This is a genomic window from Chitinophagales bacterium (assembly GCA_020635995.1).
GTDB lineage: Bacteria > Bacteroidota > Bacteroidia > Chitinophagales > UBA8649 > JAFMKE01.
The window spans coordinates 105012-125384 of the sequence record JACJYS010000007.1 but is presented as its reverse complement, the minus strand read 5'-3'; the positions used below and the strand labels follow the sequence as shown (position 1 = coordinate 125384).

21 protein-coding genes are annotated in these 20373 nt (G+C 32.0%); 10 read left to right on the top strand and 11 right to left on the bottom strand.

Annotation, left to right across the window (positions count from 1 at the left end; all coding sequences use genetic code 11):
* The first annotated feature begins 1 nt into the window (after window position 1).
* The 4 genes from pdhA (at window position 2) to H6578_10675 (ending at window position 3590) form a co-directional block, all read left to right on the top strand.
* Window positions 2-997 (top strand): pyruvate dehydrogenase (acetyl-transferring) E1 component subunit alpha, encoded by a 996-nt coding sequence (gene pdhA / locus H6578_10690; GenBank protein MCB9227619.1) that lies wholly within the window; start codon window positions 2-4, stop codon window positions 995-997.
* Between the two features lie 20 nt (window positions 998-1017).
* Window positions 1018-1689, top strand: coding sequence for a tetratricopeptide repeat protein (locus tag H6578_10685; GenBank protein MCB9227618.1), 672 nt, complete (start codon window positions 1018-1020; stop codon window positions 1687-1689).
* A 70-nt stretch (window positions 1690-1759) separates the two neighbouring features.
* Window positions 1760-2500, top strand: coding sequence for a glycosyltransferase family 2 protein (locus H6578_10680; GenBank protein ID MCB9227617.1), 741 nt, complete (start codon window positions 1760-1762; stop codon window positions 2498-2500).
* Window positions 2493-3590: a hypothetical protein gene (locus tag H6578_10675; protein MCB9227616.1), complete on the top strand. Its 1098-nt coding sequence runs from the start codon at window positions 2493-2495 to the stop codon at window positions 3588-3590. Before H6578_10680 ends, H6578_10675 begins: the two co-directional genes overlap by 8 nt.
* A 543-nt stretch (window positions 3591-4133) precedes the next feature.
* On the opposite strand, the gene H6578_10670 is transcribed toward H6578_10675, so the two are convergent.
* The 6 genes from H6578_10670 to H6578_10645 form a co-directional block, all read right to left on the bottom strand.
* Window positions 4134-5096: a fatty acid desaturase gene (locus H6578_10670; protein MCB9227615.1), complete on the bottom strand. Its 963-nt coding sequence runs from the start codon at window positions 5094-5096 to the stop codon at window positions 4134-4136.
* A gap of 5 nt (window positions 5097-5101) precedes the next feature.
* Window positions 5102-5755, bottom strand: a complete 654-nt coding sequence (locus tag H6578_10665) for an ABC transporter ATP-binding protein (GenBank protein MCB9227614.1) — start codon at window positions 5753-5755, stop codon at window positions 5102-5104.
* 117 nt (window positions 5756-5872) lie between these two features.
* Entirely contained in the window at window positions 5873-6511 is a 639-nt protein-coding gene (locus H6578_10660; GenBank protein ID MCB9227613.1) for a class I SAM-dependent methyltransferase, read from the bottom strand.
* A gap of 17 nt (window positions 6512-6528) precedes the next feature.
* Window positions 6529-9111: a T9SS type A sorting domain-containing protein gene (locus H6578_10655; protein MCB9227612.1), complete on the bottom strand. Its 2583-nt coding sequence runs from the start codon at window positions 9109-9111 to the stop codon at window positions 6529-6531.
* A gap of 12 nt (window positions 9112-9123) precedes the next feature.
* Window positions 9124-9546, bottom strand: coding sequence for a hotdog fold thioesterase (locus H6578_10650; protein MCB9227611.1), 423 nt, complete (start codon window positions 9544-9546; stop codon window positions 9124-9126).
* Complete coding sequence (locus H6578_10645) at window positions 9546-10067, bottom strand: dCTP deaminase (GenBank protein MCB9227610.1); 522 nt, start codon at window positions 10065-10067, stop codon at window positions 9546-9548. The genes H6578_10650 and H6578_10645 overlap by 1 nt, the downstream gene beginning before the upstream one ends.
* Window positions 10068-10103: 36 nt before the next feature.
* Here H6578_10645 and H6578_10640 point away from each other — a divergent pair, with 36 nt between their 5' ends.
* The 3 genes from H6578_10640 to H6578_10630 are packed head-to-tail and all read left to right on the top strand — an operon-like array spanning window position 10104 to window position 11465.
* Complete coding sequence (locus H6578_10640; protein ID MCB9227609.1) at window positions 10104-10631, top strand: hypothetical protein; 528 nt, start codon at window positions 10104-10106, stop codon at window positions 10629-10631.
* A complete protein-coding gene (arsC, locus tag H6578_10635; protein MCB9227608.1) occupies window positions 10597-10950 on the top strand; it encodes an arsenate reductase (glutaredoxin) in 354 nt (117 codons plus the stop codon). Before H6578_10640 ends, arsC begins: the two co-directional genes overlap by 35 nt.
* Before the next feature lie 2 nt (window positions 10951-10952).
* Window positions 10953-11465, top strand: a complete 513-nt coding sequence (locus tag H6578_10630) for a tetratricopeptide repeat protein (protein MCB9227607.1) — start codon at window positions 10953-10955, stop codon at window positions 11463-11465.
* A 6-nt stretch (window positions 11466-11471) separates the two neighbouring features.
* On the opposite strand, the gene H6578_10625 is transcribed toward H6578_10630, so the two are convergent.
* A complete protein-coding gene (locus H6578_10625; GenBank protein ID MCB9227606.1) occupies window positions 11472-12206 on the bottom strand; it encodes an RNA methyltransferase in 735 nt (244 codons plus the stop codon).
* Window positions 12207-12304: 98 nt separating this feature from the next.
* On the opposite strand from H6578_10625, the gene H6578_10620 reads away from it, so the two are divergent.
* On the top strand, window positions 12305-14542 hold the full coding sequence (locus H6578_10620) for a BamA/TamA family outer membrane protein (GenBank protein MCB9227605.1): 2238 nt from the start codon (window positions 12305-12307) through the stop codon (window positions 14540-14542).
* Window positions 14543-14562: 20 nt separating this feature from the next.
* The gene (gene ruvB, locus H6578_10615) at window positions 14563-15585 is read left to right on the top strand and encodes a Holliday junction branch migration DNA helicase RuvB (protein MCB9227604.1); all 1023 of its coding nucleotides are present in this window, start codon (window positions 14563-14565) and stop codon (window positions 15583-15585) included.
* Window positions 15586-15899: 314 nt separating this feature from the next.
* Here the strand turns inward: ruvB and H6578_10610 are convergent, their stop codons facing one another.
* From H6578_10610 to gatC, 4 genes are all read right to left on the bottom strand, one after another.
* On the bottom strand, window positions 15900-17180 hold the full coding sequence (locus H6578_10610) for an oligosaccharide flippase family protein (GenBank protein MCB9227603.1): 1281 nt from the start codon (window positions 17178-17180) through the stop codon (window positions 15900-15902).
* A 112-nt stretch (window positions 17181-17292) separates the two neighbouring features.
* The gene (locus H6578_10605; protein ID MCB9227602.1) at window positions 17293-18174 is read right to left on the bottom strand and encodes an SDR family oxidoreductase; all 882 of its coding nucleotides are present in this window, start codon (window positions 18172-18174) and stop codon (window positions 17293-17295) included.
* A 57-nt stretch (window positions 18175-18231) separates the two neighbouring features.
* Window positions 18232-18921, bottom strand: a complete 690-nt coding sequence (locus H6578_10600) for an ABC transporter ATP-binding protein (GenBank protein MCB9227601.1) — start codon at window positions 18919-18921, stop codon at window positions 18232-18234.
* 2 nt (window positions 18922-18923) lie between these two features.
* A complete protein-coding gene (gene gatC, locus H6578_10595; GenBank protein MCB9227600.1) occupies window positions 18924-19214 on the bottom strand; it encodes an Asp-tRNA(Asn)/Glu-tRNA(Gln) amidotransferase subunit GatC in 291 nt (96 codons plus the stop codon).
* Between the two features lie 149 nt (window positions 19215-19363).
* On the opposite strand from gatC, the gene trpS reads away from it, so the two are divergent.
* On the top strand, window positions 19364-20371 hold the full coding sequence (trpS, locus tag H6578_10590; GenBank protein MCB9227599.1) for a tryptophan--tRNA ligase: 1008 nt from the start codon (window positions 19364-19366) through the stop codon (window positions 20369-20371).
* Window positions 20372-20373: the final 2 nt, after the last annotated feature.

Sequence of the window (20373 nt, the reverse complement as noted above, 5' to 3'; positions counted from 1 at the left end):
GATGTCAAAGGTAAACATATCTAAAGAAACATACTTGCACTGGTATGAAATAATGTTGAAAATGCGAAAATTTGAAGAGCGTGCAGGAATGCTTTACGGGCAACAGAAAATAAGAGGATTTTTACATTTATACATAGGGCAAGAAGCCGTGGCGGCAGGAATAGCCAGTGCTATAAGACAAGAAGACCCTATAATAACCGCATACCGAGACCATGGATTAGCTTTAGCTAAAGGCATGACAAGTAGAGAATGTATGGCTGAACTAATGGGAAAAGTAACCGGCTGTAGCAAAGGAAAAGGTGGCTCTATGCACTTTTTTAGTAAAGAAAAATATTTTTTTGGAGGACACGGAATTGTAGGAGCACAAATAGGTTTGGGTACAGGCATAGCTTTTGCAGAGCAATATAAAGGCACAGATAATGTGTGTGTAACCCTATTTGGCGATGGTGCTGCATGGCAAGGCGTACTGCACGAAAGTTTTAACATGGCAAAACTATGGAACTTGCCTGTAATATACATTGTAGAAAACAACGGTTATGCAATGGGCACTTCCACTTTAAGAGCTGCCGCAGCTCAAGATTTATACAAAATAGGCGAAGCTTTTGACATCCCAAGCTTGCAGGTGGACGGCATGGAACCGGAAAAAGTATATAATGCCGTTAAAGATGCTGCCGATTTATGCAGAGAAGGTCATGGTCCGGTGTTTTTAGAAATAAAAACATACAGATATAAAGGACATTCTATGAGTGATCCACAAAAATATAGAACCAAAGAAGAAGTAAAATCATACAAAGAAAAAGACCCCATAACTCATGTTTTGCATATAATACAAGAAAATAATTGGGCTACAGAAGCAGAAATTGAAGAAATTAATGACAAAGTGAAGCAAGAAATAGATGATTGTGTTACCTTTGCGGAAAATTCTGACTATCCGGATGATAATGCCGTGTATGAAGATATTTATGTAGAAAAAGATTATCCTTTTTTAAAAGATTAAAAAATTAGATAGAATTTAAAATGTCAACAAAAAGAAAAGAACACCATACAGTAGAACTTTCAACTTTAGATAAGTTACAAAATTGGTACGAAAAAAATGGAAAAATATTTAATATAGCTGTTATTGCTGTATTAGCTATTGTACTTTTAGGATTAGCTTACACTAATTACTACAAACCAAAAAGAGAATTAGCTGCTCAAAATGCCATTTACAAAGCTCAATTTTGGTTTGAAAACGACTCCATAAGCAAAGCTTTAAATGACCCAATGAATGGATTTTTAACCGTAGCAGACGACTATGGAAGTACAAAAGCAGGAAACTTAGCTAAATTTTATGCAGGATTATGCTACTACCAATTAAGCGATTTTGCCAATGCAGAAAAGTATTTGAATAAATTTAACCCTAACCATGATGCCATTACGGGCGGTTTAGCCTTAGCTACTCTTGCCGATACTCAAATGGAAAATGGCAAACAAGATGCGGCACTTAAGAACTATAAAAAAGCAGTAGATTTAAACGAAAACAAAGCCAGCAGTCCATTTTTACTATTAAAAGCAGGAATGGCTCATGACTATGCGGGCAAAAGCAAAGAAGCCCTTCATTTTTTTGAAACACTAAAAAATAATTTCCCAAATTCAACTGAAGCTACTGAAGCAACTAAATACATAGGTAAGTTACAAGCCACAAGCTAACATTTTGTGTGTTTATAATTATTAAGAAAAGCCTTTCTGTAGCAGAAAGGCTTTTCTTATTTTAGCATTGATGTATAAAAATAAAAGGATAATTGTAGTAATGCCAGCCTATAATGCTGCTCTTACGCTTGAAAAAACAGTTGCCGAGATACCGGAATGGGTAGATGAAGTAATACTAACAGATGATGCCAGCAAAGACAATACGGTAGAAGTGGCTAAAAAAATAGGCATTAAAAACATACTCATTCACGATAAGAATAAAGGCTACGGTGGCAACCAAAAAACATGCTACAATAAAGCATTAGAATTAAATGGAGATATAGTAATTATGCTCCACCCCGACTATCAATATACGCCAAAATTAATACCCAGCTTAGTTAATCTTATAGCCGAAGATTTATTTCCTGTAGCCTTAGGAAGCAGAATATTAGGAAACGGAGCATTAAAAGGTGGCATGCCTTGGTACAAATATGTAGCTAATAGAATATTGACTTTTACACAAAACCTATTTACAGGGCAAAAATTAAGTGAATACCACACAGGATACAGAGCCTTTAGCAAAGAAGCTTTAAATGCTATTAACTATAATTCAAATTCTGATGATTTCATTTTTGATAATGAAATGTTATCGCAACTGATATATAAAGATATAGCCATAGGCGAAGTAACCTGCCCTACAAAATATTTTGAAGAAGCAAGCTCTATAAATCTTAAACGAAGTGCCATATATGGCATTGGCTGTTTAAAATATTCCTTACTATTTAGATTAAACAAAATGGGATTATTAAAATCTAAAATATTTTATGCTTAAAAGTAATAACGCATACATTGTAGGGGTAGAAAAAATAATACCCGAAAAATACAATCCTGAATATGTGGCAGACATTATGTTCCCTACCAATTATTATGATGCAGGTACCAATAGAATGGTAAAAATGCTTAGCAAAAGAATTAATATAGAAAACAGAACAAGTGTTTTAGATTATGATGTTTACCCCGAAATAGCCGTTAAAAATGAAGATGATGCTCCCGTAATTTGGGGCAAGAAATTAGTTAATAAACTGTGCAATAAATACCATATAAGCGAAGAAGAAATTGGATATTTTGGACTGAGCTATAATATTTCTTCGCATAGAGATGTGCTACCTAATTTAGCTACTCAAATAGTTAGAGAAACAAATTTAAGTAATGTAGAAGTTTGTAGTGAATTGCCTTATTATGGCTGTGCTTCGCCAGTTTTTTTAATAGAAGAAGCCGTAGATTACTGCAAAGAATATGGAAAACCGGCTATTATCTTTAGCTACGACCAATGCACTTACGATAGCAGATTAATAGATAAAAACAATCCCAATTTTAGAAAATCTATAATTACGTGTTTGCTTTTTAATGATGGCGGAGTGGCTATGCTTATCGTTCCCGAAAATTACAAGTATAAATTCCCCAATACAAAACTTAAAATATTAGACATTAAAACAAAATATAAGCCGGGCAATAAAATACACATGGAAGAAGGCACATTTTTAATTGATTCCGATTTAAAAGATTTTATGCCTCAGTTTATTTCTCATGATTTGGTAAAACCATTTTTAGAAAAAAACTTTTTAACCACAAATGATATAAAGGAATGGTCTATACATCAAGGTGGTGCAGAGCTTTTAAAAAAGTTTGCCGATGAAGAATGTTTATCCCTTACTGCCGAACAACTTTTACCCTCTCTTAAAAGTTTTAACGAATATGGAAATGTAAGCTCTGCAAGTTGCTTATTAGTATTAGAAAAATTGTTTAATTCTTACAAACACAGAAGCCCTTTTGATAAAGGGGTAATATTAGGCTTTGGTGCAGGATATTACTACGGTATGGTTTTATATCAAAGATGTGGTAGCATTCCCGTTTTGCCTTAAAAAAATACTATGATTATCCGTTATTATACTAATAATCTATGCTTCAAGGTAGCACCTTGGGACGTTTAAGTAATTTGAATTACAGCTTGTGGTCTTTTACTTTTGTCTTGATACAAAAGTAACAAAAAATCAAGACTGTAATCAAAAATACTAAAATGCTATAAAACAGACGAGGACAAATTAATGTATGCTCAATTTTAGTTTTCCTAAAGTATTTTCACTCGTGGGAGCATACTAATTTGTCTGTTTACTGTTTTATAATTTTATTCATTGTGGATGTCTGTTTTACATCATTTCTTAACGTATTTTTGATTAAGGTCAGATAAAAAGTGCACCTTAAGTTTGCAAGTGGGAACCCATTAACCGAAAACTCCGTAAAAAATTAAACTGTTTGAAGAACGGAGTGATGAGTTTTTAATTTTTAGGAGTTGAGGTTATAATGGGTCGCAGAAAACTTAGTGCGATTCTTTTGTAACTTTTCTTCTAAAGAAAAGTTAATATAGAATACTTCATGAGTATCTTTCCAGATAGTCATAAAAAACACTATATTTCTTTCGTATTCTTCCTTTTCATTCTTGAAAATAAAGTAATATTTTTATCAAACAGGAATTGACGTATTACTCCCGTCCAAGAATTATAATAATGCAAATTATCATAAAACTCTGGAGCCATTTTTCGCAATTCAGGCAATTTATTGCCCGGCACAGTAGGAAAGTCGTGATGTTCATTGTGGTAGCCTACATTAAAAGTCAGTAAATTTAACGGTCCATAATAAGAGTAGGTTTCTTGCCCTTCTTTAAAAACATAATGCTCAGAAATAAAATGCCCCGATGTAGGATGCAAACCTCCTGCAAAAACCAAAGATAAAAGAAAATAAAGCACGCCCCACCACCCTGCTAATGGCAAAATAATAGCCATAGCTGTTAACTGAAAAATAAAATTAGCAATAAACCATTTGTCTATTTTAAGCGGTCTCACAAAAGTAGGACGTACAGCATAAAAAAATATTTGATGGATAAACCACAATACTTTGCCTATAAAACCACTAAAAAAATTGGCTTCACTTACTAAAGGTATATCGGCATCTACACCATCTACTCCCTGCTCCCAATGGTGCAGTGCATGATACTCTTTAAAAGACATAGCATAAGGCAAAACAATAGGAATATTAGCAAAAAATGCCAAAATATTATTTGCCCATGTTTTTTTAAAAGCCAAATCGTGGGTTATTTCGTGTATGGCTAAAAACAAAGCATGAGCAATGGTAGCTCCTACAAAATAGCTAATTAATATAAAATATAACCACCCAAATTTGTAATCCATTACATAATGTATATTTAATGCCACTGCCACTTGCACTATTACCATAATAATTGTTGACCAAGGCAAATAAGGGTTTTTACCAAAAAGCTGTTTTACTTCCGGGTGGTTTTTTAAAATTTCTCTACGCCTTTCTAAATGTGGCTCTCTATATTCTACCCAATAAAAATCTTTTTTGTTTTCCATAATGATTAATTTATAAACACACCATCTTTCATTTCAAGCTTTCTGTCAGCCATATTTGCTAAATCTTGATTGTGTGTTACTATTATAAAAGTTTGATTGTATTTATCTCGTAAATTAAAAAATAGTTCGTGCAACTCTTTAGAAGTTGCCGTATCTAAATTTCCTGAAGGTTCATCTGCCATTATTATATCCGGATTATTCATTAATGCCCTTGCCACAGCCACTCGCTGCTGCTCTCCCCCGCTCATTTCAGAAGGTTTATGATTAAACCTATGACTTAAACCCAAAAAATTAAGCAATTCTTTAGCTCTTTCTTCACTTTCTTTCACTCCTTTTTTTTGAATAAAAGCAGGAATACAAACATTTTCTAAAGCGGTAAACTCCGGCAATAAATGATGAAACTGAAAGATAAAACCTATGTGCTTGTTTCTAAAATCGGATAATTCCTTATCTGTTAATGATAAAATTTGCTGTCCATTTATGCTATATTCTCCTTTATCAGCAGTATCTAAAGTACCCAAAATATGCAATAATGTGCTTTTGCCTGCTCCGGAACTACCTACTATAGAAACCACTTCGCCTTTTTCTACAAATAAGGAAACACCTTTGAGTACTTCAACAGATTCGTAGCTTTTATAAATGTTTTTAGCGTTGAGCATAGCACAAAATTACAAGAATTTATGATTATCCGAAGGATTTTACGATACTATACTAAACTTTCAAAAAGATTAATAGAACTTAGGTTAATAGTACTTTTTCTGTTTCACATAGCAATTTTAACACTCCCTCTCTATTACCAATACCCAATAACTAAAGAAAAACTCTTTTTTCTTTAAAAATTTGAATTGTACTTTAAATCCGTTTTTAATTAAAAACTGCTCGTACTCTGCTAAATTACATTGATGTGGATGCAGAATATCAAAAGGAAATAAAGTAAATAACTTTCTAAAAAAAGTATAATTGTGGGCATCTACAGAAAGTATGAGTTGCCCATTGTTTTCTAACAAATCTTTCAGTTTTTTAAAACTCTCATCAATATTTTTAAAATGATTAATGGCATTTAAACAAAATATAGTTTGAAATTTTTTCTCAGTTGCAAATGATTCAAAATCTTGTGCTACAAACTCAACATTGGGATAATTTTCTGTACTAAAAACAGTAAGTTTTTCGTATTCTTTTACCAAAGGATCTAATGCCGTTATTTCTCCTTTTAAAACTATAAAAACGCCTGCCGGGCCACAGCCTACATCTAATATTGGTGTTTTTATGTTATTTTTTAAATGGAGTTCTCTTAAAAAAGTACTCCAATAATTTTTTTTCCATTTTAAATAAGTATCGGCATCTTTATTTTTTAGATAAGATTGCCACCATTTTTTTTCAAAAAACTGTGCTATTTTCCAACGGAGATTATTCATTAGAAATCATTTTATATCTATTTTTTTGAAAAAGATACCGTATCTATTTTACTATTATTTTTATCGTAAGTAGAGATATAATAAATGCCTATTGCCCAGTTTTTAATATCAATATTTATTGATTTGCCAAAATCCTTATCTAACTTATAAACTTGCTTTCCCGTAGAATCATATACGGCTAATTCTTTAATTTCAATATCCATATTTTTTTCTACAACTATATGGTTGTTTGCCGGCACAGGATATACTTTAAGCACACTTGATGAAGTAGTTTCTATCTCTCTAATATTAGTATATACACAAGTGTTCACTTCTGTAGCTTCGTCTGCTACATTTTTATCGTAAATAGCCAGCACATAATCGCCTTGCTTTAAATTATATACTCTAATTTGTCCCACTTTGTTTAATGCACTTCCCTGTGTTTCTATTGCGAAAGAATCAACTATTGTCCACTCATCTTGAGGCTTTGCTTTATATAAAATAACTAAACTATCTTCCGAATTCGTTATAAAATCATTATCTAAATAGCCATTAGTTTGATTGGTTGAACCATTATATTTAAAAATAGCATCTGCCTCAAAATTATTTTCCCACACACCGCCTATACTCCAATATCTGTTTGGCGACAAATGCAAACCTTCATGTACGGTTTTAAAAGCATCTGGTTTTATAAAATGGTGTGTAGCATGTACAAAATTAGAATCATTTAATTGGTAAACATTTAAAACAACCCTTGCTAAACCAAAATCTACTGTACCTGTTTGACCTACCATTAAATAATTATCTACCGTAGCATCTTGTATTTTTTCTTCTAAATCTAAAGCAATATAAACGGGTTCAAAATTTAGTGTAATGCTAAAACTGGTACAATCGCCAATAGTGTTAACCGTTTGCATTTGGTAAGAACCATCATTTTTAAAATAATAAACTTCTATAGGCAAATTTTGAGTAAAACTTGTGTTCTCCCACAGTTTCTGTTTTATGCTTCCTTGCACTTCATAGTTTGCTCCATTTTGAGTTACATTAATATCTGAAATACTATAATGATGAAAACCTTTCTCAAAAATCCAAGTATTAAAAAAGCTACTCAAATCTCTACCCGAACAAGTGCTTAAATACTGCTCAAAATCGTGGCTGGAAACATCTGTAAACTTATGGCTATCTAAAAATGAGCTAATACAACTAAAAAATAAGTTGTCGCCCAATATTCCTCTCAATGTTTGAGCCATATCTGCTCCTTTTTGATAAACGGTATTGCTATAAGTTAAGTCGGTAGGCACACCCGAAACGGCATAATAACCACCATCGTCTATGTGCATTGTTCTCAATACGCCATCGTGCCTTTCTCTATTGTAGATTTTATAGGCATTTGTTCCATAAACATACTCTGTAAATAAAGCTTCTGAATAAGATGCCCAGCCTTCATTCAACCACATATCTTCGGCAGTACGGCAGGTTATTAAATCGCCCCACCAATGATGCGAAAGCTCATGAGCCATTAAAGTTTCATAGGTTGTTGTTCCATTAACGGCAGCACGCATATAGGTAATATTTGTAGCGTGTTCCATAGCTCCGGCAGTAAAACTGGTAAGGCAATACCCTACTCTATCAAATGCATAAGGCAAATAACTGTTTTCGTAACATTCTAACGCATCGGGCAAATGCAAAAATGAATTTTTTAAATTGGTAGTATCTGCGGCTCTTGCTGCCATTTGTATAGGAATAGCATTTCCTTGCAATCCATTATAACTCATTTCTACAGTAGCATAATCCGATACAGCTACGGAAGCCAAGTAACTTGGTATTTCTTGGTTCATTTGCCAATACCACGTTTTTGTGCTATTTCCATTATCTATTTCATTGGTTAACAGTCCATTGCAAAAAGCTTTTCTATTGCTATTAGTAGTTATAGCAAAATCAAAAGTGCTACGTTCTACAAAATTATCGTAGCAAGGAAACCAAACTCTACCATAATTGTGTGGGTCTTCTTGAAAACTAACGCCAACATTATACGCATAAGTCCCGTTCCAATAAAAACCGCCCCAATCTCCTGCATTTTGTACGGGATTTCCATGATAAAAAACCGAAACCGTAGCGTTTTGCCCATTAGATAAAACTGAAGAAAAATTAATTCTCAGCAAAGTGTCGTTATAAGTATAATTGTTGGTTAAAACGCCATTAATTTTTATAGAATCTATAGTAAGTTTCAATAAATCTAAAGCTATATAGTTTACATTATTTTGTTTGGCTTGCACTTGCAAAATAGAAAAGCCTTTAATTTGTCTTCCCGACCAATCGCTTAAATCTAAGTGAATACTTGTGTGTTTTATATCTATGGTATCGCTTCTTAAATCGTTTAAACTCTGAGCACTTTTATGTGAAAACATACTTTTTTGAGCATAGCAAGAAAACGGTTCTGTTGGCTTTTGTGCAAAAACATAAATCTGTGCAATTAAAAAAATGAGTAATAAAACCAATTTATATGCACACAAAAAAGATTTTACTTTATTAAGTGTTTTATACACACTTCTAACTTTTAGGTTTGTAATACCAAAAGGTATTTTTTCGTCTTCATTAAATGGTGTATTGTTGTTGCACATTTTCTTTAATTTTTAAACGTTAATCACAGCAAGCGTCATTCTTGACACACAAATTAACTTATTTTTTTCATCTTTAATGGTAACTTGCCACACTTGGCTTGTTCGCCCTAAATGTATTGGCTCTGCCCTACCCGTTACTTTTCCATTTCTTACACTGCCTATATGATTGGCATTTATTTCTTGCCCTACCACGGCTTTGTTTTTATCTTCTAAACAAAGATAGCCGGCTAAACTGCCTAAACTCTCCGCCAAAACTACCGAAGCTCCACCATGCAACAAGCCAAAAGGTTGATGTGTTTTTTCATTTACAGGCATAGTGGCTTCTAAAAAATTATTGCCAAAATCAGTAAACTCTATATCTAAGTATTTTACCATATTTTTTTCTGTAGCATTTAGTGCGGCTATGGTAAATTCTTTTTTCCAAATTTTATCCATTACTTTTCAAAATCTTTATATAATAAACTGGGTTGTATTTCATTATTATGCTGATATTTTCCACTTGAATATTCGTCATAATCGCCATCTATACTGTGGTAATATATTTGACAAATTTCAACATTTGGATATATTTTTATAGGCTGCACACAAAAAATTTCTAAAGTCCAATATCCATCAAATCCCACATCGCCAAAACCTGCCGTAACGTGAATAAACAAGCCTAAACGCCCTATGGAGCTACGCCCTTCAAGCATAGGAACGTAAGATTTTGTTTTAGTATGCTCTACGGTTCTACCTAAGTATAACTTATTGGTTTCCAACAATAAACCTTCTTCCGGAATAATTATTTTATGAGCGGTATTGGGCGTTTTCATGTCTAAAACTTCTTTGTCATAAACCAAAAGTTCATTAAATAAACGCAAGTTGTAGCTATTGGGGTTTAACTGTTTTTCACTAAAAGGAGTAATAAAAATATTTTCATTTAGCTCTTCTTTTATTTTTTTACCACTAAGAATCATATATTTACAATTTAGCACAAAGATAAATTTATCTAAATGAATTTAAGAGATTTACTAAATATCATTTTAAAAGTGGCTTTTATATTCTTATTTGTACAGAGTTTTACTACTTTTTTTATGGATTTATATAGTGTATTGTTTATGGATGTTGATATTATTAAAAAGATAGTCAGCTTATCTACTATTACAATATTTTTACTTTTAGCATACTACGTCCTAATATACGAAACAGATAACATAATTAAGTTTTTAAAAATTAATGAAACAGTACTAACAAAAGAAATAACCTTCAAAGATTTAGATAAAACTACCTTATTGCAAACGTTATTAATATTTGTAGGGGTTTTCATGTTAGTATATAACTTACCTAATTTCTTATATCAAACTATAAATTACATAAAACAAATATTAGATAGTGAAGCATTTATGTTTAATCCCTATCTATGGAAATTAACAGGTCTAAGTATATTTATATCTCTTTGCATAATAAAATTCTCAAATCCTTTAACTAAAATATTAATTAATAAAGATGAAAGTAAAAATACTCCACAACAACCGTTGTAGTAAAAGTAGAAAAGCTGTTGCCGCTATTGAAGAAAACAATATAGATTTTGAAATAGTGAATTATTTAGATGGCGTTTTAAGTGAAAATGATATTAAATTATTGCTTAAAAAACTGGGCAAAAGTGCGGAAGAAATTGTAAGAAAAGGTGAAGATTTGTATAAAGAAAATTACAAAGACAAAAGTATTAGCGAAAATGAATGGATAAAGATTTTGCAACAAAATCCTAAGCTTATAGAAAGACCTATTTTATATACTGAAACTACGGCTGTGGTAGGTCGCCCGGAAGAAAATGTTACTAAATTTATTAAAAGTTTATAATTATGAAAAAGCTACTTTTTATTTCATTATCTCTCTTTTTTCTTTTGGCTTGCAGCAATAAAAAAGACAAATTAATAAGCGATATTGCACTTTTAGAGGAAACAATGGCAAAAGAAGATTTCCCCAGTAAAGAAAACATGGAAAAAGTTATACAGTTTTATGATGATTATGCCAATAACTTTCCTAACGATGAAAAAACATACGGCTATTTAGAAAAAAAGGCTAAATATCAAAATGCAAGTGAAAAATACAGCGAAGCAGTAAAAACATATAGAACGATTATTAATAAATATCCAAATAATCCTCATACTCCTGAAAATATGTTTATGTTGGCTTTTATACAAGATAATAATTTGGGCAACAAGAAAAAAGCCGAAGAACTCTACAAGAAAATAATAAAAGACTATCCTACTCACGAGCTTGCAGACGATGCTCAGTTTTCGTTAGACAACTTATACCTAAGCGATGACGATATACTAAAAATGTTAGAAGAGAAGAATAAAACGGCAAACTAACAATTGCTACCCCAGCACTCTGCTCATAATAATGGCGGCACTAACAGCAGCATTTAAAGATTCTGCCTTGCCTTTTTGTGGAATGGCAATTAATTCATGCTTCATTTTCTTTAAATCGGCACTTATTCCGTTTGCTTCATTGCCTATTACTAATATATTCTTATTCCAATTAAAATTTTGGTAGGCTTTGCCTTCCATATCTGCAAAAACTAAAGTATGCGATTGTATAGCTTTTAATTCATTGACCAAATTAGTATAAACAACATTAATTCTGCTTAAAGAACCCATGCTGGCTTGCACCACTTTTGGATTAAAAGCATCTACACAAGTTTCTGAACACAAAATTTGGTTTAAGCCAAACCAATCTGCCGTGCGAATAACGGTACCTAAATTTCCGGGGTCTCGCATATCATCTAATGCCACTATAAAATCTTGCCTATAATCTATAGGTTTTAATACAGGAATTTCAAAAACGCCAACAATATCTTGGGGATTTTTTAAGGTGCTTATCTGCTGCAACTCTTTAGTATTGCATATATATTTCTCAAAATCATGGCTATAAAATTCAGCTAAAGCATCTTCTTTTCCAAATAATGCTACACATTTATAAGCACTATTAATAAATTCTCTAACACTTTTATAACCTTCAACAATAAATTGATTGTATTTTTGTCTATATTTTTTTGAGTGTAAAAACCTAAGATGTTTAACGTTAGATTTAGTTATTTTTTCAAATTTCATAATACAAATTTATAAGAAGCTGTAAACAAAATATCAATTATTTAGTAGGTATTGTTATAACTATTTTACTGCTATCTGCTTGTAATGTAACTAAATCATTGCAAGAAGACGAATATTTGTTTACCAAAAATAAAGTAGTTTTTGATGGCAAAGTAAAAGATAAAAACATTGTAAAAGAAGAAATAAAAAATTTAGCAGCCTTAAAGCCCAATCAAAAAATGTTTGGTATTCTTCCTGTTAGATTAGGCATTTACAATTTTACTTTTGACAAAAAAGAAACAAAATTTAGATGGTGGCTTAAAAATAAAATAGGCGAAGCTCCAAAAGTATATAATGAAGATTTAATTAAACGAAGTAGAGATAATTTCAAACTTTATATGTTTAACAGAGGATATTTAAATAGTAGCGTTAGCTACCAGTCTTCTTTTGGCGAACAAAAAGTTTTTACAAAATTTACTGTTTCGGCCAAAGATGTTTATACCATTAATGACGTAGTACGCCCCACTCCCGAAAATGAAATTTTAAATCTATTAAACCTCAGCAAAAGAAAATCGTTACTTAAAGTAGATGACAATCTTAATTTTATAATCTTAGATGATGAGCGTAAAAGAATAAGTGATTATTTAAGAGAATATGGCTACTACGATTTTAGAAAAGATTATATAACCTACCAAATAGATACCAATCAAACACATAATACAGCTAAAATAATTTTAGATGTTAAAGCTCCTAACGATACTTCGTGGCATCAAAAATACTATATAAACGATATTTATACGTATGTAGATGTTAGTGCTTTACTGCAAGATTCATCAAAATTAGATACTACTTTTTTTGACGGCATACATTTTATTTACAATAAAAAAAGATACAGAGAAAATACTTTAGCCAGTGGCATTTTCTTGCGTAAAAATCAAGTTTTTCAACTAAGTAAATACCAAAATACACTTAAAAAATTGGCTAATTATGGTACTTTTAAGTTTGTAGATATACGTTTTGTGCCTAAAATAATAGATGAAAAACACGTTTTAGATACTTACATAGATTTATCATCGGCTAAAAAGCAAAGTTTATCGGTAGATGTAGAAGCCAACCACAATTTTATTGGACTAACGGGAACATCAGTAAGTTTTACTTACCAAAACAAAAATATATTTAAAGCAGCCGATTTATTTGAGTTTAAAATATCTACAGGTTTACAATTTAACGTAGGAAAGAAAAACACGCCCCCACTTAACAATTTAGATTTTTTAGTAGAAACCAATTATTACTTAAACAGATTTTTAGCACCGTTTAAAGTAAAAAAATACAGTAAGTTTAGCGATATAAAAACAAAATTCAGCTTACAGTATAATTTTGAAAGAAGAATTTTATTTTATTCATTGCATAATATGGGATTTAATTTTGGCTATACTTGGCGAAAAAACAACAACATAGGTCATCAATACAATCCTGTAGCTTTAAACGTATTTATACTTCAAAATAAAGAGCAAAGTTTTATAGATCGTTTAAATGAAATACCTGCTCTAAAAAGGAGTTTTGAAGAACAGTTTATTATAGGTTCTAACTATACATTTACCTACAATAATTTAAAATCTACCACAGATAGATCTTACTTTGTTTTTCAAGGTAAAGTGTCTAGTGCCGGCAATTTAATACATGGAATAGTGGCATTAACCAAGCAAGCAAAAAATAATACTACACCATACAAAATATTGAACAGGGAGTACTCACAATTTGCCCGTTTTGAGCTTAATATTGTTCATAATTTACGACTTTCTAAAAATTCATCTCTACATTCTCGGTTCAATTCGGGCGTAATAATTCCTTATGGAAACTCAACTATTGCTCCGTATTTTCAGCAGTTTTATGTAGGTGGTGCCAATAGTATAAGAGGTTTTAAACTAAGAGCTTTAGGACCCGGAACTTATGCCGACACCGCCAATATTACCAACTCTAATTTCTTTTTTGACCAAGCCGGTGATTTCAAATTAGAAGCCAATACAGAACTTCGTTTTGGCATATATAAATGGTTTAAAGGAGCTGTATTTTTTGATGCAGGAAACATTTGGCTGTTAAAAAAAGATACCGCTCGCCCCGGTGGAGAAATAAACAAGCAAAATTTTATTAGAGGTTTAGCCTTAAGCACAGGCTTAGGTATCCGATTAGACTTTAATTATTTTGTAATAAGAACAGATTTCTCTTTTCCTTTAATAGACCCTCGGTATAATGGCGAAAACCGTTATCCTTTAAACAATTTTAAATTTAACGTAGGGAAAAACAGTTGGTTTAGAGAAAACATTATTTTCCACCTTGGTATAGGTTATCCGTTTTAATTTTTTACCTTTATGTTAGTATGAATATTAATTTGAATCCCGATAAAAATAATCTGAAAAAAGATGAGCTTGAAGTAGATAAAGCATTACGTCCTAAAAGTTTTAAAGATTTTGACGGGCAAACACATATACTTGAAAATCTTGAAATATTTGTAAAAGCCGCTTTATTAAGAAATGAAGCTTTAGACCATGTTTTACTTCATGGTCCTCCGGGATTAGGAAAAACCACTTTATCGCATATTATAGCCACAGAAATGGGTGTAAATGTTAAAGTAACTTCTGGCCCTGTGTTAGAAAAACCAGGAGATTTAGCCGGTTTGCTTACCAATTTAGATGATAATGACGTACTATTTATAGATGAAATACACCGTTTAAGTCCTGTAATAGAAGAGTATTTATACTCTGCCATGGAAGACTATAAAATAGACATAATGATAGATACAGGACCCAATGCCCGAACGGTACAAATAGAATTAGCACCTTTTACACTTGTGGGAGCCACCACTCGCTCCGGCTTACTAACAGCACCCTTGCGAAGCCGTTTTGGCATTACCTTGCGTATGGAGTATTACGATGCAGATACATTAGCAGGAATAATTAGCAGAAGTGCCAAAATATTAAATGTAGGTATAGATAAAGCTGCGGCAAATGAAATATCAAGAAGAAGCAGAGGCACACCCCGTATAGCCAATTTATTGCTAAAAAGAATACGAGATTTTGCACAAATAAAAGGTGATGGAAGAATTAATTTAGAAATAGCAAAATTTGGATTAAATGCCCTTAATGTAGATGAAAATGGCTTAGACGAAATGGATAATAGAATATTGAGTGCTATTTTAGAAAAATTTGGCGGAGGGCCTGTAGGGCTAACCACTATAGCTACTGCCGTAAGCGAAGATGCCGGCACTATAGAAGAAGTTTATGAACCCTTTTTAATAAAAGAAGGCTATTTAAAACGTACTCCCCGAGGTAGAGAAATAACAGAAAAAACATACAAACATTTAGGCAAAACACCACCGGCACAGGAAGGAAGATTGTTTTAATAGTTTTGGATTATTGTTGCAATAAAATTTTAGAATAAAAAATATATATCTTACGTTTTGTGCAAACGAAATATATTCGGTATAAATATTGGGGGTGTACAATCTAAACGGTATTACATTCTAACTTAAGAAATTATACCCGAAAAGGTATAAAGTGTATTTGTAAAAATTATTTTATACCCGAACAGGTATATTTAAAAAATACAAGAAACTACTTCCTAAGTGGAATCAGTTTATAATTGATAGTTTTTTATCGGAGAAAATGAAAAATAAATTATAATCCATTTATCTTCTATTGAAAATGGTTGCCTATTTTAGGAAGGTACACTTTTAAAATCATTTGCCATTTTGTGCAAATAAAATATCCAAAACAAGGCTAAAATGGCATTTAAAACCGCATAAATAGCTATAGCATGAATAGGATTATTCAATTTTGAAGCAGCAAAATAAAGCGTTATTGACTTTATAACTAATGCTACTATATTAAATACAAAAGTGGGTTTCAGCCTTTGTACTACATCATCAATAGTAGAAATAGGTTGTTTTACAAACATAAAAATAGAAGCAAAAGCTATCCAATTAAAATAATATGCGGCTTGCGTATAATCTGCCCCAAAGAATAAGGGAAATATAAATTTGCTTAGCAAAATAGCAATGCCATATATAGAAATAGAAAAAACAAACAATGTTAATGTAATTTTTTTAGTATGCTGCAACAGTTTATTAGGATTATCATGAGCTATTACACTTGAAGTTTTAAAAAAAACATCTCCTACAGCCGAAGCAATAAAATTTCTTGGGGCTGCTGCCACTTTATTGCCGTAAGCGTACAAAGTTTGTGTAGCTACTCCATAAAAAGTAGGTATAATATAATTAGGCAATTCATTGGCTAATGTTTCAACAAAATTTCCAGTCAAAGCTATTGTAGGGTATCTTTTATATTTTTTTAAAAGCTCTTGGGTTTGAGCTAATGAATACCCATTTTTATAAAAAGGCACATACATTGCTAAATTTACAACTAAAACTATAGCTTGACTTATTACCCACGCCAATACTAATGCTGTAGCTACAGAATAACAATATTTTGCTAAAAAAAAACTCAACGAAAGCATTAAAACAGCTTGTAGTATTTTTAAAACAGCATTTTGTGTATATTTTTCTAATCGGTTATTAAACAACAAGCAACTTTGAAAAGAAGCCATAAAAAAAACACCTAAAGGCAAAAGATATAAATATGGTTTTAAAGTGGTAAAAGTAGTAAAATTGGAAAATAAAAGATGTAAGGGCAATAATTCAACTACGGCAAATAAAACTATACTAAAAACAGCAGCTAAAACTACCGAAGCTTTAAATAATGAAAATGCTTCATTATCTTTTTTGGGAAGCATTATTGCCAATTCATACCGTCCTGTAGCTATAATAGCCAATACAATAGACAGGGAAATAAAGATGGTATAAATACCTATATCTTCTTTAGGAAAATGACGTGCAAATAAAGCAAAAGCTATAAATATTATTAATTGCGAAACAACATTGCCAACAAATACAACAGATGTAAATTTTACAAAAGTAGATTGTAATATACGCTGTACCATTGCGTAAATTTAAAAATATATTTTAGCATTACTCATGAAAGCAATATGAACTTACAAAATCATTGCCTCATCTTTTACCTTATATGTAAGTTGTGTAAGCAATCATTTAAAGTTATTTTTTCCCTTTAGTACCTCTAATCATAGTTTCCAGCTGATCCCACATGCCCTCCAGTATCATACTTAAGCCATTAAATTGTCCTGCTCGCAGCCATTCTCCTCCGTCTAAAGTTACACATTCGCCATTCATGTAGTCTGCAAAATCTGAAACCATATAAGCTGCTAAATTTGCCAATTCTTGATGTTCTCCAACTCTTTTTAATGGCACTTGCTTGCTAATGTCCATTTTCTCTTTTAAATCGCCAGGCAATAATCTATCCCACGCTCCTTTAGTGGGGAATGGACCCGGAGCTATGGCATTAAAACGGATATTATACTTAGCCCACTCTACTGCTAAAGAACGTGTCATAGCCAGCACACCACCTTTAGCACAAGCCGAAGGCACTACATAGCCAGAACCTGTCCACGCATAAGTAGTTACTATATTTAGTACATTTCCTTTTTCTTGTTTGGTTTCTATCCAGTGTTTACCAAAAGTGGTAGTACAGTTAACTGTACCCATCAGTACAATGTCTATAATAGTTTTAAAGGCATTAGCACTCAAGCGTTCCGTAGGGCTAATAAAATTTCCTGCCGCATTATTTAATAAAATATCTACTTTGCCAAATCGTTCTATTGCGGCATCTCTAAGTGCTTCTACTTCTATAATATTTCGCACATCGCATTTTACGGGCAAACACTCACTGCCTGTTTCTTGCTCTATTTCTTTAGCTGTTTCTTGTAGTAGTTCTAATCTACGGCTTGTTATTACGGTTTTAGCTCCTAATTGCATAAAATACTTAGTCATAGCTTTTCCTAAACCGGAGCCACCGCCTGTTACTACTATTACTTTATCTTTTAGTGCGTCTTCACGCAACATTCCTTCGGTTATTCTCATATCTTTTTTATTTATTTGCTTTTCTTGTGTTCCAAATTCTATCTATTGCTACATTAGTCATTGTTCAACTGTCTCATTAAGCATATCACTTTCTACTAAGCCATCTCTTAATCGTATAACTCTTTTAGCGTACAATGCAATATCTTCTTCGTGAGTAACTAAAATAACCGTATTGCCTTGTGCTTGAATTTCTCCAAAAATATTCATAATCTCATAAGAAGTTTTAGTATCCAAATTTCCTGTAGGTTCATCGGCAAGTATTATTGAAGGCTTATTAACTAAAGCTCTGGCTATGGCTACTCTTTGCCTTTGCCCACCCGAAAGTTCATTGGGTTTATGATGCATTCTATCTTTTAGCCCTACCATATCCATTACTTCTTCTCCGCGTTCTAAGCGTTCTTTTTTAGACATACCGGCATAAATTAATGGTAAGGTTACATTCTCTAAAGAAGACAAACGAGGCAATAAATTAAAAGTTTGAAAAACAAAACCTATTTCTTTGTTTCGTACATGAGCCAGTTCATCTTCTGTCATACTTTCTACAGCTGTACCATTAAGTATGTACGAACCCGAAGTAGGCGTATCTAAACAGCCCAACATATTCATTAAAGTAGATTTTCCCGAGCCAGAAGGACCCATTAAAGCTACATATTCATTTTGATAAATATTAAAACTTACGCCCGCTAAAGCTTTGATAATTTGCGAACCCATTTTGTAAATTTTCTTTACATCATTTAGTTCTATTATTTTCACTTGCTAATTACTTTTGGCACTTTAATATAGTCAGAATCTTTGCTTGGAGCATTTTTTAAGGCTTCTTGTTTAGAAATTGTTTCTATTACTTTATCTTCTCTAAACACATCAATATCCTCATTCATATATATTAATGGCTCTACACCTTCGGTATCTACTTCTTGCAGTTTTTCTACCAATTTTAATATATTATTCAGATTTTTTTGAATTTCAGCTTTGTCTGTAGCATTAAATTCTAACTTAGATAAAACAGCTAAACGGTCAATTAAAGTTTCGTCTATTTTCATATTACAAATGTAAGAAAGTTAATTTAACAAATGTATTGCCGTACATCTTTTTAAGTAATATTTGCATCTATATCAACAAATACAATTTAAACAGACTTTATTCTTTGAATATTTTATAAATTAGCGTTTCAAAAAAATGAAGTTTTTTAATGAATAAAGAAATTGTGCTTAGTGGAATGCGTTCTTCGGGCAAATTGCATTTAGGCAATTACCTTGGTGCTGCTATTAATTTTGTGAAAATGCAAAATGATTACAACTGCTATTTTTTTATTGCAGATTGGCACACGCTTACTACAAATCATAATCCTATTGAACTTCAACATAATGTAAAAGATGTGTTAGCTAATTATTTGGGTGTTGGAATTAATCCTGAAAAAGCAACTATTTTTTTGCAAAGCAGTATGGGTGAAATAGCCGAGTTGTATTTGTACTTAAATATGTTTGCCCACAAAGGCGAATTGGAAAAAACAGCTTCTTTTAAAGAAAAAATACGAGCTAAAGGTGTTACTGTAAATGCAGGCTTGCTTACCTACCCTACGCTTATGGCAGCCGATATATTAATACACAGAGCCAAATACGTGCCTGTAGGCAAAGACCAAGAGCAACATTTAGAAATGACACGTACTTTTGCCAATAGATTTAATCATGTTTATAATACCGATTTTTTTCCGGAGCCTCAAGCATTTAGTTTTGAAGGCGATTTAGTTAAAATACCCGGATTAAACGGTACGGGAAAAATGAGCAAAAGCGATGCAGATGGCAACAATGCCATATTTTTAACCGATGATGAAGCCACTATTTTAAAAAAGTATAAAAAAGCTAAAACAGATGCTGGTCCTACAGAAAAAAATCAAGAAAAACCGCAAGAGATAGCTAATTTATTTACTTTAATGAAGCATGTTTCCTCTGAAGAAACCTACCAACAATTTGATGATGCATATAATGATTGCACCATTAGATACGGAGATTTTAAAAAGCAATTAGCTACAGATACCAACTCTTTTTTAGCACCAATAAGAGAGCGTATTATAGAAACAAGAGCAAACGAAAAATACCTAAAAGAAGTTTTAGAACATGGCGTAGCCAAAGCCAAAAAAAATGCAAAAGAAACCATAGAAGGAGTTAGAGATATCATGGGTTTTAATTATTTTAAATAGAA

What these genes read in the sequence shown, in the direction of transcription:
- H6578_10680 (MCB9227617.1), top strand. Translation starts at nt 1,760, where the DNA reads ATGTATAAAAATAAAAGGATAATTGTAGTAATGCCAGCCTATAATGCT.
- H6578_10640 (MCB9227609.1), top strand. Translation starts at nt 10,104, where the DNA reads ATGAATTTAAGAGATTTACTAAATATCATTTTAAAAGTGGCTTTTATA.
- pdhA (MCB9227619.1), top strand. Translation starts at nt 2, where the DNA reads ATGTCAAAGGTAAACATATCTAAAGAAACATACTTGCACTGGTATGAA.
- H6578_10625 (MCB9227606.1), bottom strand. Translation starts at nt 12,206, where the DNA reads ATGAAATTTGAAAAAATAACTAAATCTAACGTTAAACATCTTAGGTTT.
- arsC (MCB9227608.1), top strand. Translation starts at nt 10,597, where the DNA reads ATGAAAGTAAAAATACTCCACAACAACCGTTGTAGTAAAAGTAGAAAA.
- H6578_10610 (MCB9227603.1), bottom strand. Translation starts at nt 17,180, where the DNA reads ATGGTACAGCGTATATTACAATCTACTTTTGTAAAATTTACATCTGTT.
- gatC (MCB9227600.1), bottom strand. Translation starts at nt 19,214, where the DNA reads ATGAAAATAGACGAAACTTTAATTGACCGTTTAGCTGTTTTATCTAAG.
- H6578_10630 (MCB9227607.1), top strand. Translation starts at nt 10,953, where the DNA reads ATGAAAAAGCTACTTTTTATTTCATTATCTCTCTTTTTTCTTTTGGCT.
- H6578_10675 (MCB9227616.1), top strand. Translation starts at nt 2,493, where the DNA reads ATGCTTAAAAGTAATAACGCATACATTGTAGGGGTAGAAAAAATAATA.
- H6578_10685 (MCB9227618.1), top strand. Translation starts at nt 1,018, where the DNA reads ATGTCAACAAAAAGAAAAGAACACCATACAGTAGAACTTTCAACTTTA.
- H6578_10645 (MCB9227610.1), bottom strand. Translation starts at nt 10,067, where the DNA reads ATGATTCTTAGTGGTAAAAAAATAAAAGAAGAGCTAAATGAAAATATT.
- trpS (MCB9227599.1), top strand. Translation starts at nt 19,364, where the DNA reads ATGAATAAAGAAATTGTGCTTAGTGGAATGCGTTCTTCGGGCAAATTG.
- H6578_10660 (MCB9227613.1), bottom strand. Translation starts at nt 6,511, where the DNA reads ATGAATAATCTCCGTTGGAAAATAGCACAGTTTTTTGAAAAAAAATGG.
- H6578_10605 (MCB9227602.1), bottom strand. Translation starts at nt 18,174, where the DNA reads ATGAGAATAACCGAAGGAATGTTGCGTGAAGACGCACTAAAAGATAAA.
- H6578_10665 (MCB9227614.1), bottom strand. Translation starts at nt 5,755, where the DNA reads ATGCTCAACGCTAAAAACATTTATAAAAGCTACGAATCTGTTGAAGTA.
- H6578_10670 (MCB9227615.1), bottom strand. Translation starts at nt 5,096, where the DNA reads ATGGAAAACAAAAAAGATTTTTATTGGGTAGAATATAGAGAGCCACAT.
- H6578_10655 (MCB9227612.1), bottom strand. Translation starts at nt 9,111, where the DNA reads ATGTGCAACAACAATACACCATTTAATGAAGACGAAAAAATACCTTTT.
- ruvB (MCB9227604.1), top strand. Translation starts at nt 14,563, where the DNA reads ATGAATATTAATTTGAATCCCGATAAAAATAATCTGAAAAAAGATGAG.
- H6578_10650 (MCB9227611.1), bottom strand. Translation starts at nt 9,546, where the DNA reads ATGGATAAAATTTGGAAAAAAGAATTTACCATAGCCGCACTAAATGCT.